The 11,207-nt window shown below is 67.0% G+C and carries 11 protein-coding genes; 6 read left to right on the top strand and 5 right to left on the bottom strand.

The annotated features are described in order from the left end of the window. The 6 genes from IAQ70_RS13645 to IAQ70_RS13620 form a co-directional block, all read left to right on the top strand. Positions 1 to 928, top strand: a 928-nt coding sequence (locus tag IAQ70_RS13645; protein ID WP_407682587.1) for a transketolase-like TK C-terminal-containing protein, incomplete at its 5' end; no start/stop codon positions are given. A 182-nt stretch (positions 929 to 1,110) separates the two neighbouring features. Continuing rightward, positions 1,111 to 2,355: a PucR family transcriptional regulator gene (locus IAQ70_RS13640; RefSeq protein ID WP_190989839.1), complete on the top strand. Its 1,245-nt coding sequence runs from the start codon at positions 1,111 to 1,113 to the stop codon at positions 2,353 to 2,355. 88 nt (positions 2,356 to 2,443) lie between these two features. Continuing rightward, a complete protein-coding gene (locus IAQ70_RS13635; RefSeq protein WP_190989838.1) occupies positions 2,444 to 3,373 on the top strand; it encodes an ACP S-malonyltransferase in 930 nt (309 codons plus the stop codon). Then, positions 3,370 to 4,431, top strand: coding sequence for a beta-ketoacyl-ACP synthase III (locus tag IAQ70_RS13630; RefSeq protein ID WP_190989837.1), 1,062 nt, complete (start codon positions 3,370 to 3,372; stop codon positions 4,429 to 4,431). Before IAQ70_RS13635 ends, IAQ70_RS13630 begins: the two co-directional genes overlap by 4 nt. 82 nt (positions 4,432 to 4,513) lie before the next feature. Beyond that, the gene (locus tag IAQ70_RS13625) at positions 4,514 to 4,759 is read left to right on the top strand and encodes an acyl carrier protein (protein WP_009359314.1); all 246 of its coding nucleotides are present in this window, start codon (positions 4,514 to 4,516) and stop codon (positions 4,757 to 4,759) included. A 155-nt stretch (positions 4,760 to 4,914) separates the two neighbouring features. Next, a complete protein-coding gene (locus IAQ70_RS13620; RefSeq protein WP_190989836.1) occupies positions 4,915 to 6,150 on the top strand; it encodes a beta-ketoacyl-[acyl-carrier-protein] synthase family protein in 1,236 nt (411 codons plus the stop codon). A gap of 121 nt (positions 6,151 to 6,271) precedes the next feature. Here IAQ70_RS13620 and IAQ70_RS13615 read toward each other — a convergent pair whose 3' ends face one another. The 5 genes from IAQ70_RS13615 to IAQ70_RS13595 all read right to left on the bottom strand — a co-directional run bounded on the left by IAQ70_RS13615 (position 6,272) and on the right by IAQ70_RS13595 (position 11,123). Continuing rightward, positions 6,272 to 6,775 (bottom strand): DUF3145 domain-containing protein, encoded by a 504-nt coding sequence (locus IAQ70_RS13615; RefSeq protein ID WP_190989835.1) that lies wholly within the window; start codon positions 6,773 to 6,775, stop codon positions 6,272 to 6,274. 271 nt (positions 6,776 to 7,046) lie between these two features. Next, complete coding sequence (locus IAQ70_RS13610) at positions 7,047 to 7,973, bottom strand: tyrosine recombinase XerC (RefSeq protein ID WP_190989834.1); 927 nt, start codon at positions 7,971 to 7,973, stop codon at positions 7,047 to 7,049. A 47-nt stretch (positions 7,974 to 8,020) separates the two neighbouring features. Continuing rightward, positions 8,021 to 9,208 carry a DNA-processing protein DprA gene (gene dprA / locus IAQ70_RS13605; protein ID WP_190989833.1) on the bottom strand — a complete coding sequence of 396 codons (1,188 nt, stop codon included), beginning with the start codon at positions 9,206 to 9,208 and terminating at the stop codon, positions 8,021 to 8,023. A gap of 13 nt (positions 9,209 to 9,221) precedes the next feature. After that, the gene (locus IAQ70_RS13600) at positions 9,222 to 10,766 is read right to left on the bottom strand and encodes a YifB family Mg chelatase-like AAA ATPase (protein ID WP_190989832.1); all 1,545 of its coding nucleotides are present in this window, start codon (positions 10,764 to 10,766) and stop codon (positions 9,222 to 9,224) included. Further along, positions 10,767 to 11,123: a YraN family protein gene (locus IAQ70_RS13595; protein WP_190989831.1), complete on the bottom strand. Its 357-nt coding sequence runs from the start codon at positions 11,121 to 11,123 to the stop codon at positions 10,767 to 10,769. It lies immediately after the preceding gene. Positions 11,124 to 11,207 lie beyond the last annotated feature (84 nt).

Raw genomic sequence — 11,207 nt, 5'->3', positions numbered from 1 at the left:
CCATGGCGTGCCGCTGATCCCGGTCTACGTCTTCTACTCCATGTTCGGCTTCCAGCGCACCGGGGACGCCTTCTGGGCGGCCGGGGACCAGATGGCCCGCGGCTTCATCATCGGCGCCACCGCGGGCCGGACCACCCTGACCGGCGAAGGACTCCAGCACGCTGACGGCCACTCGCCGCTGCTCGCGTCCACCAACCCGGCAGTGGTCACCTACGACCCCGCTTACGGGTACGAAATGGGCCACATCATGCGGGACGGCATCGAGCGCATGTACGGACCGGATTCCACTGACCGGAACCTGATGTACTACCTGACGGTCTACAACGAGCCGATCACCCAGCCGGCAGAACCCGAGGATCTCGACGTCGAAGGCGTCCTGAAGGGCATCTACCTGCTGGCCCCGGCAAAGATCGACGGTCCCCGGACCCAGATCCTGGCCTCCGGCGTCTCGGTTCCCTGGGCCATCGAAGCCCAGCGGCTGCTCGCCGAAGACTGGGGCGTCTCCGCCGACGTCTGGTCCGTCACGTCCTGGAACGAGCTGCGCCGCGACGGCATGGCCGCCGAGGAAGACGCGTTCCTCAACCCGGGCAAGCCCGCCCGCGTGCCGTTTGTGACCCAGCAGCTCGCAGGTGCCACCGGCCCCGTGGTTGCAGTCTCGGACTACATGAAGGCAGTTCCGGACCAGATCCGCCAGTTTGTGCCGAACGAGTTCGCAACGCTCGGCGCGGATGGCTTCGGCTTCTCGGACACCCGTGCAGCAGCCCGCCGCTTCTTCAAGAACGACATCCACTCCATCGTGGTCCGTTCCCTGGAGATGCTGGCGCGCCGCGGTGAAGTTGATGCCCAGGCCCCGGCCCAGGCCATCGAAAAGTACCGGCTGCACAACGTCAACGCCGGTTCCACCGGCAATGCGGGCGGCGAGTCCTGATCCGCTCCCGCTGACCAGCGGTCAGCGGAAATGAACGACGACGGCGGCCCCCACCGAAAGGTGAGGGCCGCCGTCGTCGTTCCCTTGAGTTTGCCGTGCGGTCTTCCGCGTGTGCAGGCCCACCGCCGTTGTAGCCTTTGCACAAAATGGAGCTTGCGCGGCAGGCGCCGTATGCTCAGAAGATGCCTGAGTCAACCACGCCGACTGCGAAGCGCAAGCCGGCTTCGCGCAGTACCACGCCGGAGAAGTCCGAGACCCTGAAAAAACTCCGGGCAAGTGTAGGCCAGCTGTCCACCACCACCCTCCGGCAGTTGGAGAAGTCACTCCCCTGGTACTCCCGGCTCAGCTCCGACGAACGTTCGGCCCTGGGCATGGTGGCGCAGAACGGCATCGCAGCGTTTGTCACCTGGTATGAGCGCCCCAGTTCGCCGTCGTGGATCCTCTCCGACGTCTTTGGCACTGCCCCCACGGAGCTGACCAGGTCCATCAGCCTGCAGAAGGCCCTCCAGCTCATCCGGATCGTGGTGGAGGTGGTGGAGGACCAGGTGCCGGTCATCGCCCCCGAGGCGGACCAGCCCTCGCTGCGCGAAGCCGTACTGCGGTACTCGCGGGAAGTGGCGTTCGCCGCCGCGGACGTTTATGCGAGGGCAGCCGAATCACGTGGCTCCTGGGACACGCGGCTGGAGGCCCTGATCGTGGATGCCATCCTGCGGGGTGAAAACACCGATGCACTGCGGTCCAGGATCGCTGCGCTGGGCTGGAAGGCCCAGGAGCGGTTCACTGTCATGGTGGGAAATTCCCCGTCAGAGCCCAGCGCCAGCTATGTCAGCGAACTCCGCCGCCTGGCAGGCCGCTACGCGGAAGACGCCTTGGTGGGCATTCAGGGTGACAGGCTGATCCTGATCCTCGGCGGTGTCCAGGACCGCGAGACCGCGTACCTGAAGCTCAGTGAAATGTTTGCGCCCGGACCGGTGGTCTATGGCGCCGAGGCCAGCTCCCTGCTGGAAGCCAGCGGATCAGCCCAGTCGGCTTTCGCCGGCCTTACCGCCGCGCGCGCCTGGCCCTCTGCGCCCCGGCCGGTGGCAGCCGACGACCTGCTGCCCGAACGCGTCATTTCCGGTGACGAAGCCGCACGCCGTTCACTCGTCAAGAACATCTACCGACCGCTGGTCGCCGCCTCGAACGGCCTCGTGGAGACGCTGGGAACCTACCTTGAACTGGGCCATTCACTGGAGGCGACGGCGCGCGAACTGTTCGTCCACGCCAACACGGTCAGGTACCGGCTCAAGCGCGTCTGCGACGTCACCGGCTGGGATCCGCTCCTTCCGCGCGAGGCGTTTGTGCTGCAGGCGGCCCTGGTGGTCGGGCGTCTGGCGGCGCCGCCAAAAGCGCCCGTCGAACGTCATCCGGCGCGGAACCAGACCTGAGTCGTTGTAGACTTCCTACAATCTGACCCCCTGAGCTTGGTGCGGAGAAACACCGCGGAATGACACAGTAATTTGGAAAGCTGGTTAAGTGCTTGCAATAGTCTGCCCTGGACAGGGCTCACAGACCCCCGGTTTTCTGGCCCCTTGGCTGGAACTGCCTTCGGTAGCAGGCCAGCTGGCCTCCCTCAGCGAGATTGCAGGCATCGACCTGACAGTCCACGGGACCACCTCGGATGAGGAAACCATCAAGGACACTGCCGTTGCGCAGCCCCTGATTGTCGCTGCGGGGCTGGTCGCAGCAAAGTCGCTGTTCGACGTCGAACTGGGCAGCCTCCCGGTGATCCTTGCCGGCCACTCCGTCGGTGAGATCACTGCTTCGGCCCTGGCCGGAGTGCTCACCGAGCAGGAAGCCATGACGTTTGTGCGGGAACGCGCCAACAGCATGGCCGCGGCTGCGGCAGTGACACCCACCGGCATGAGCGCTGTGGTGGGCGGGGACCCGGCCGAGGTACTGGCCGCCATCGAAGCATCCGGCGCTACTCCGGCCAACGTCAACGGGGCCGGCCAGACCGTTGCTGCGGGGACGTTCGACCAGCTCAAGGCCCTGGCGGACAATCCGCCGGCCAAGGCACGCGTCATTCCGCTGAAGGTGGCCGGAGCCTTCCACACCTCACACATGTCCCCTGCGGTGAGCGCCCTCGAGTCACTGAAACCGGACCTCAAGCCGCAGAAGCCGCAGGTGCCCCTGCTGTCCAACTTCGACGGCCGCGAAGTGACCGACGGCGGCGCGGCCGTCGAGAGCCTCATCGCCCAGGTTTCCCGGCCGGTCCGCTGGGACCTGTGCATGGAAACGCTGGTGCAGCGCGGCGTCACAGGCCTGATTGAACTCGCGCCGGCAGGCACGCTGGCCGGTCTCGCCAAGCGCGGCATGCCCGGCGTCAAGACTGTTGCAGTCAAAACCCCGGACGACCTCACGGCCGCACTGGCCCTCTTCGCAGAATTGGAGGGAGACGCATGAGCGTTCCCACGCTGAACCAGGCTCCCGTCAACCAGTACAGCCGAATCCTCGGGCTGGGCGCTTTCCGGCCGGATGTCATCGTGACGAACGAGGACGTCTGCCAGTGGATTGATTCTTCGGACGAGTGGATCCGCCAACGCACCGGCATCATCACGCGCCACCGTGCTCCCGCCGACGTCAGCGTCATCGACATGGCAGCAGGTGCGGCGCAGGAGGCCCTGCAGAAGGCAGGCATCGAAGCCTCCCAGCTGGGTGCCGTCATCGTATCCACCGTCACCCACCCCTACGCCACGCCGTCGGCCGCTGCCGCCGTGGCTGACCGCATCGGTGCGACGCCGGCGCCCGCCTTTGACATCTCGGCCGCCTGCGCCGGTTACTGCTACGGGATCGCCCAGGCTGACGCCCTGGTCCGTTCCGGTGCCGCCACGTATGTCCTGGTGGTCGGAGCAGAAAAGCTCTCGGACGTCATCGACAACCGGGAACGGACTATTTCCTTCCTCCTGGGTGATGGAGCCGGCGCTGTTGTCATCGGCCCCTCGGACACCCCCGGCATCGGCCCGTCGGTGTGGGGTTCGGACGGCAGCAAGTGGGACGCCATCGGTATGACGCGTTCCATGCTTGACGTCCGTGACCTGAGCATGGCGGCCCGCCAGTCGGATGAGTCCGGCGACTTCGCCCTCCTGGAAGAAGCGCAGGAGCTGTACCCCACACTGCGCCAGGACGGGCAGACCGTCTTCCGCTGGGCGGTCTGGGAAATGGCCAAGATGGCTGAGCAGGCCCTCGTGGCGGCCGGCATCAAGGCTGAAGACCTCGTGGCCTTCATTCCGCATCAGGCCAACATGCGGATCATCGATGAGATGGTCAAGAAACTCAAGCTTCCCGAATCCGTCACCGTGGCCCGGGACATCGCCGACGCCGGTAACACCTCGGCTGCATCCATCCCCTTGGCAACCCACCGCCTGCTCCAGGAAAACCCCGAGCTCAGTGGCGGCCTCGCGCTCCAGATCGGCTTTGGCGCCGGACTGGTCTTCGGCGCCCAGGTAATCGTCCTTCCTTAAAACGTCCCACACAGGCCGCACCCCCGCGGGCTGCACCGTTTCCGGCATTCCCTGCCGGCAATAACAAGAAAAGGAGCCGTCAATGGCTAGCAATGAAGAGATCCTGGCCGGCTTGGCTGAAATCGTGAACGAAGAAACCGGCCTTGCCCCCGAGGCTGTGGAACTGGACAAGTCCTTCACCGAGGACCTGGACATCGACTCCATCTCCATGATGACCATCGTGGTCAACGCCGAAGAAAAGTTCGGCGTGCGCATCCCGGACGAAGAGGTCAAGAACCTCAAGACCGTGGGCGACGCCGTGAGCTTCATCGCCGGCGCACAGGCCTAGGCAAGACTCCAGCCCCTTACGGCTGACAGGACTGCCGGCCCGCCCTCAGGCAGGGCCGGCAGTCCACCCTATTTTTCCGGGCAGCCAGCTGCCCAACATGCGGGACCCCGCCGGAGTTACCGGATACGGCCTGCCCACCGACAGAGAGTGATCCAATGACACGCAAAGTAGTCATTACCGGTCTGGGTGCCACCACGCCCATCGGCGGCGACGTACCGACAATGTGGAAGAACGCGTTGAAGGGCGTGTCCGGTGCCCGCACCCTGGAGGACGAATGGGTCGCCAAGTACGAGCTTCCCGTCCACTTCGCCGCACGTTGCACCACTCCGGCCCTGGAGGTCCTGAGCCGCGTTGAAGCGAAGCGGATGGACCCCTCCACCCAGTTCGGGGTCATTGCCGCCCGTGAGGCCTGGGCTGATTCCGGCATCACGGAAATTGACCACGACCGCCTTGCCGTTGCCTTCGCCACCGGCATCGGCGGTGTCTGGACCCTGCTGGACGCCTGGGACACCCTGAAGGAAAAGGGCCCGCGCCGCGTCCTCCCCATGACCGTGCCCATGCTGATGCCCAACGGCGTCGCAGCAGCCGTCAGCCTCGACCTGGGCGCCCGTGCCGGTGCCCACACCCCCGTTTCGGCCTGTGCATCCGGCACCGAGGCCCTCCACCTGGGCCTGGACCTGATCCGCTCCGGCAAGGCCGACGTGGTCATGTGCGGCGGCGCCGAGGCAGCCATCCACCCCATGCCCCTGGCTGCGTTCGCCTCCATGCAGGCGCTCTCCCGTCGCAACGACGACCCCCAGGGCGCCTCCCGCCCGTATGACCTGGGCCGCGACGGCTTCGTGATGGGCGAAGGCGCCGGTGCCCTGGTCCTGGAGGCCGAGGAACATGCCCTCGCCCGGGGCGCGCGCATCTACGGCGAACTCGCCGGCACGTCCGTGACCGCGGACGCCTACCACATCACGGCTCCGGACCCCCAGGGCCTGGGCGCCACCCGCGCACTCAAGGCAGCCATGTTCGACGGCCGCATCCAGGCTGAGGATGTGGTCCACGTCAACGCGCACGCCACCTCCACCCCGGTCGGGGACAAGCCCGAGTACACGGCGCTCCGTGCCGCCCTGGGGAACCACATCGACAACGTTGCAGTCTCCGCCACCAAGTCGCAGATGGGCCACCTCCTGGGCGCGTCAGGCGCGGTGGAGGCAGTACTCACGGTACTGGCCGTCTACGAACGCAAGGCTCCGGTGACCATCAACCTCGAGAACCAGGATCCTGAGATCCCGCTCGACGTCGTCACCTCGGCCCGGGACCTGCCCGCCGGCGACATCGTGGCGCTGAGCAACTCGTTCGGTTTCGGCGGCCACAATGCCGTCATAGCCGTCCGCAGCGTCTAGGAACAATTTCGCTGATACCAGAGGAGGCCCCGCTGTTGTGCACTGCACAACAGCGGGGCCTCCTCTTTGCTATGGAGTTAAAGGACGACGGCGGGGCCTTCCGGCCGTCGGGCCGCGGTTGTCAGCCCACCTGGTGCAGCCAGCGGACCGGTGCGCCCTCGGCGGCATGGCGGAAGGGCTCCAGTTCCTCATCCCAGGCCTCACCGAGGGCCAGGGAAAGCTCGTGATACACGGCCGCGGGATCGCCTGCGCCTGATTCGTAGGCGTAGCGGATCCTGTCCTCCGAGACCATGATGTTGCCGTGGACGTCGGTGGTGGCGTGGAAGATTCCCAGTTCGGGGGTGTGGGACCAGCGCCCGCCGTCAACGCCCTGGCTCGGTTCCTCGGTGACCTCATAGCGCAGATGTGCCCAGCCACGAAGCGAGGACGCAAGCAGGGAACCCGTGCCCGGGGTCCCCGTCCAGGAGAGCTCCGCCCTAAACATTCCGGGCGCAGCAGGTTGAGGGGTCCACTCAAGATCCGTTCGCTTATCCACGACGGATCCAATGGCCCACTCGACATGCGGGCACAGTGCCGTAGGGGCCGAGTGTACGAACAGCACCCCGCGGGTCATTGCAACAGACATTCCATCCTCCATAGCTGTAGGTACGTCTTCCCCAACGACCTCTGCTTGGATGAAACTGCCTGTGCTGTCCCTCCAGCGGCGGTGTTCCTGCCCGATTATTAAACTGTGTCCGGACTCACGGTAACGCGCGAAGCGAAAGAGCTTCAAGCGAAACTTGAAAGTTGCCGGACGTGACTCTTATTGTGCCGTACACCGCGTCATTACGCCAGTGCGATTCGGAACGGGCGCCCTCGAGGGGTGTTGTGTTTCCTGGGCGGGCGTCCGGCGGTGTTCAGGCTCGCGGGTGGGCCTGCTGGTAACTTTGACGCAGCCGCTCCACCGATACGTGAGTGTAAATCTGGGTGGTGGCCAGGCTGCTGTGGCCCAGGATTTCCTGGACGGCCCGAAGGTCCGCCCCGCCGTCCAGCAGATGTGTGGCCGCAGAGTGCCTGAGGGCGTGCGGGCCGGTTGCTGAGGTGTCGCCCAAGGCCTCGAAGAGGTCTTTGACCACGGTCCGGACCTGGCGTTGGTCAACACGGTTGCCTCTTGCGCCGAGGAAAAGAGCCGGACCGCTGTGGCCCGTTGCCAGGAGCGGCCTGCCCCGGCGGAGCCAATCGTCGACGGCGACGGCAGCCGGAACACCATAGGGGACGGTCCTTTCCTTGTTGCCCTTGCCGATGACGCGGAGGGTGCGGCGGTCCGGGTTGAGGTCGTCCACGTCCAGGCCGGCCAGCTCCCCCACGCGGAGCCCGGTGGCGTACAGGACTTCCACCATGGCGCGGTTCCGCACCGGAATGGGCGAGCCCTCGGCTGCAGCCTCCTCCAGGCTGCCGAGCAGCCGGACCAGCTGCTGGGACTGGAGAACGCCCGGCAGCGACTTCTCGGCTTTGGGAGCTCTCAGCCGGAGGGCGGGGTCCACGGCGATGAGTTCTTCCCGCATGGCCCAGGTGGTGAAGGACCGTACTGTGGCCGACCTCCGGGCCAGTGTGGAACGGGACATCCCGGCCTGGCTCTGGGCGCCCAGCCAGCCGCGGAAAGTCCCCAGCTCCAAGGCCGACAGATCCGTGATTCCGTCCGCAACGGCGTATTCCAGGAAGCTTCGAAGGTCAGAGAGGTAGGCCCGGCGGGTGTGATCGGACCGGGCCCGCTCGGCCTCGAGGTACCGGCCGAAGCCCGCAAGCGCCCGCTCAAACGGCGCGGGCAGATCCTGATTCTTCACCGTTCCACTGTCCCAGAATGCGCGGCAAATCCGGTCCGGGACACAGGCTAGTGGCCGGAATCCTTGGCCCGTTTCCAGCCGCCCCTTTCCGAGACGGCGAGCCCCAGGAGGCCGAGCCTGCCCAGCCCGGCGCGAACCGACTCAACGCTGAGGCCCGCGACGGCACAGAGTTTCTCCATCGAGGTGGTGGACCGCAGGGGCAGGGCATCGAGGAGGATCAGGTCTTCCAACGTCAGGCCGTCGTGCTCGGCCGAATGCCCGGTGCCCGGCCCGGGAAGGCCGTCACCGCTGGGCGAAGCCAGCTCGGCGATCTCGGCGGCGTCCGTCACGCAGACCGCGCCGCCATCGCGGAGCAGCCGGTGGCAGCCGGCCGAGTTTGCGCTGTGGACTGAGCCGGGGACCGCCCCGACGGCACGACCAAGGTTTTCAGCGTGGTGGGCGGTATTCAGCGCACCGGACCGCCACCGGGCTTCCACCACCACCGTCACGGCGGCCAGGGCAGCGATTAGCCTGTTGCGCTGCAGGAACCGGTAGCGGGTCGGCGCCGATCCCGGCGGGACCTCGGCGATCACCGCCCCCTGGTTGCAGACGGCGCGGAGAAGGTCCTCATTGCCGGACGGGTAGAACCGGTCCACGCCACCCGCCATGACAGCGATGGTGGGCAAGTGCCCTGATCCCCCGGCCAGCGCTGCCCGGTGGGCGTGGGCGTCAATGCCGTACGCGCCTCCGGAAACCACGGTGAAGCCCCGCTGCGCCAAGGAGTATGCGAGGTCCCCGGTCACCGATGCGCCGTAGCTGGTGCTGTCGCGGGAACCCACCAGCGCCACGCACCGGGCCAAGGCGGGCAGCTCCTGCTCGAGGCCGCGCCACCAGAGGCAAATAGGCTCGTGGATGCCCAGGTCGCCGAGCTGTTCGGGCCAGAGCTCGTCTGACGGGACAATCACCCGTCCACCCAGGCGGGCCATGGTGGCGAGATCGCGCTCCGGTGCGAGATCGGGGACGCGCGGCGCCCAACGTTTCCGTGCTGCCGTCAGCCCGCCCCAGCTGGCTCCGGCGCCGTTGTCAGCCAGCAGGCCCGTGATCTCCTGTTCCAGCGCCGGCCCGGCGGTAGCTTGGCCCGTGGCAATCCGCAGGGCGTCCTCGGCGCCGGCCGCCTGCACGAGCGCAAGGCCCGCAGCGTCCTGGGGTTCCATGAGCCGCGACAGCGCGGCCCGGGCAATCCGTTCGTTATCCATGGGTATCCGTCCTTCACGCAGCTGCCGAGGCAGCCTGGCGCAGGCCTAGGGCCTGGCCGATGTCATTGGTGTCCGGCGCGTCGCGGTGCGACAGATCTGCCAAGGTCCACGCGAGCCGCAGGACCCTGTCATAGCCCCTGGCCGTCAGCACGCCCCGCTCCAGGGAGTGGTCCAGGATCCGGGTGGCCGACGCCGGCAGCCGCAAGGCGCCGCGCAGAATCCGGCCGGGAACCTGGGAGTTTGTTTCCAGCCCGAGCGGCCGCAGCCGTTCAGCCTGCCGCCCGCGGGCGTCCCGCACGCGTCCTGCCACCGCCGCGGTGTCCTCCTCCTTCCCTCCCTGGCCAAAGTCAGCCAGCGAGACCCGTTCCACCTGCAGCTGGATGTCCACCCGATCCAGGAGCGGCCCTGACATCCTTGCCACATAGCGGCGCCTCATCATGGGCGTGCACGTGCAGTCCAGACCCTTTCCTGAGGCTTTGCCACACGGACACGGATTCGCGGCCAGGACCAGCTGGAAGCGGGCAGGATAGGCGGCCGTGCCAGCCGAACGGTGGATGACCAACTCCCCGCTCTCCAGGGGTTGCCGCAGGGCGTCCAGTACCCTGCGTTCGTATTCCGGTGCTTCGTCCAGGAACAGCACCCCGCGGTGGGCACGCGATGCGGCGCCGGGGCGGGGCAGGCCGGAACCGCCGCCGATGATCGCGGCAGCGGTGGCCGAATGGTGAGGGTTTTCGAACGGCGGGCGCCGCAGGAGCTGAGCGTTGGACGAGGGAAGCCCGCACAGCGAGTGGATGGCGGTAACTTCCATGGCCTCGTTGTCAGCCAGGTCCGGCAGGAGCCCCGGCAGCCGCTCCGCCAGCATGGTCTTGCCCGCGCCGGGCGGTCCTGTCAACAGCAGGTGGTGTGCTCCGGCTGCGGCCACCTCCAACGCACGCCGGGCATCGCCCTGGCCGGAGACGTCGGCCATGTCCGGCACAGCGGGTGCGCCTGGTGCGGCATCGCCGTGACCGGGTTCATCCTCCGGTTCGAAGTCCAGTGCCAGTTCCTGCGGATCTGCTCCGAAATCGAGAGCAAGCCGGGCAAGGGTCCGGTATCCCCGGACGCTGGCGCCGGGGACCAGCGATGCTTCGGCGAGGTTGGCCTGCGCTACCACCACGTCCTGGTATCCGGCCTGTACAGCTGCCATCACGGCGGGCAGGATGCCGCGTACGGGCCGCAGCCTGCCGTCCAGACCCAGCTCGGCGATGAAGACAGTCCGCTCGGTGGGTTGGATGTCGTTGGCGGCCCTCAGGACCGCCATGGTGACAGCCAGGTCAAAACCCGAACCGCGCTTGGGGAGCGAGGCCGGGATGAGATTGGCCGTGATCTTCCGCCTGCTCAAGGGAATGCCGGAATTTTTGGCGGCCGACCGTATCCGCTCTTTGGCTTCGTTGAGGGCCGCGTCCGGCAGGCCGAGGATCACAAACGCCGGCAACGTCTGGCCGATGTCAGCTTCGACTTCGACGATGTACCCGTTCAAACCCACCAGGGCCACCGAGTAGGTCCGGCCCAGCGCCATCTAGCCTACCCCTTTGAGGTGTTCCACCAAAGGGTCGCCGCCGCCGTCGTCCACCACGGCCACCACATCGACCCGCCGCAGCGGCATCCTCAGCTCCCGGTCCCGGCACCACGCCGCTCCGAGCCGGTGCAGGCGGGCGAGTTTGGCTGCACCCACAGCTTCAAAGGGGTGGCCGTAGTCCAGGGAGCGCCGCGTTTTCACCTCGGTGATCACCAAGGCGTCCCCGTCCAGGGCCACGATGTCTATTTCGCCTTCGGCGCAGCGCCAGTTCCGCTCCACCACCAGCATGCCCAGCGATTCAAGATAGCCGGCGGCGAGCTCCTCGCCGCGCTGGCCCAACAGGTCTTTGGCTTTCATTTCTACCTCCGCCTCAAGCCTGCAGGGGCAGGACAGCGGACGGCAGAAAGCTATGAGCCTATGTGGGTAACCTCAGCAGAAACC

The organism is Pseudarthrobacter sulfonivorans (assembly GCF_014712225.1).
In the GTDB taxonomy this organism is placed as follows: Bacteria; Actinomycetota; Actinomycetes; order Actinomycetales; family Micrococcaceae; genus Arthrobacter; species Arthrobacter sulfonivorans.
Note: the sequence above shows the minus strand (reverse complement) of the source record. Positions and strands in the feature narration are given on the sequence as shown.

Excerpts from the sequence above, each read along its gene's own strand:
- IAQ70_RS13640 (WP_190989839.1), top strand. The coding sequence starts at position 1,111 with ATGCCTGAGTCAACCACGCCGACTGCGAAGCGCAAGCCGGCTTCGCGC.
- IAQ70_RS13630 (WP_190989837.1), top strand. The coding sequence starts at position 3,370 with ATGAGCGTTCCCACGCTGAACCAGGCTCCCGTCAACCAGTACAGCCGA.
- IAQ70_RS13625 (WP_009359314.1), top strand. The coding sequence starts at position 4,514 with ATGGCTAGCAATGAAGAGATCCTGGCCGGCTTGGCTGAAATCGTGAAC.
- IAQ70_RS13620 (WP_190989836.1), top strand. The coding sequence starts at position 4,915 with ATGACACGCAAAGTAGTCATTACCGGTCTGGGTGCCACCACGCCCATC.
- IAQ70_RS13615 (WP_190989835.1), bottom strand. The coding sequence starts at position 6,775 with ATGTCTGTTGCAATGACCCGCGGGGTGCTGTTCGTACACTCGGCCCCT.
- dprA (WP_190989833.1), bottom strand. The coding sequence starts at position 9,208 with ATGGATAACGAACGGATTGCCCGGGCCGCGCTGTCGCGGCTCATGGAA.
- IAQ70_RS13600 (WP_190989832.1), bottom strand. The coding sequence starts at position 10,766 with ATGGCGCTGGGCCGGACCTACTCGGTGGCCCTGGTGGGTTTGAACGGG.
- IAQ70_RS13595 (WP_190989831.1), bottom strand. The coding sequence starts at position 11,123 with ATGAAAGCCAAAGACCTGTTGGGCCAGCGCGGCGAGGAGCTCGCCGCC.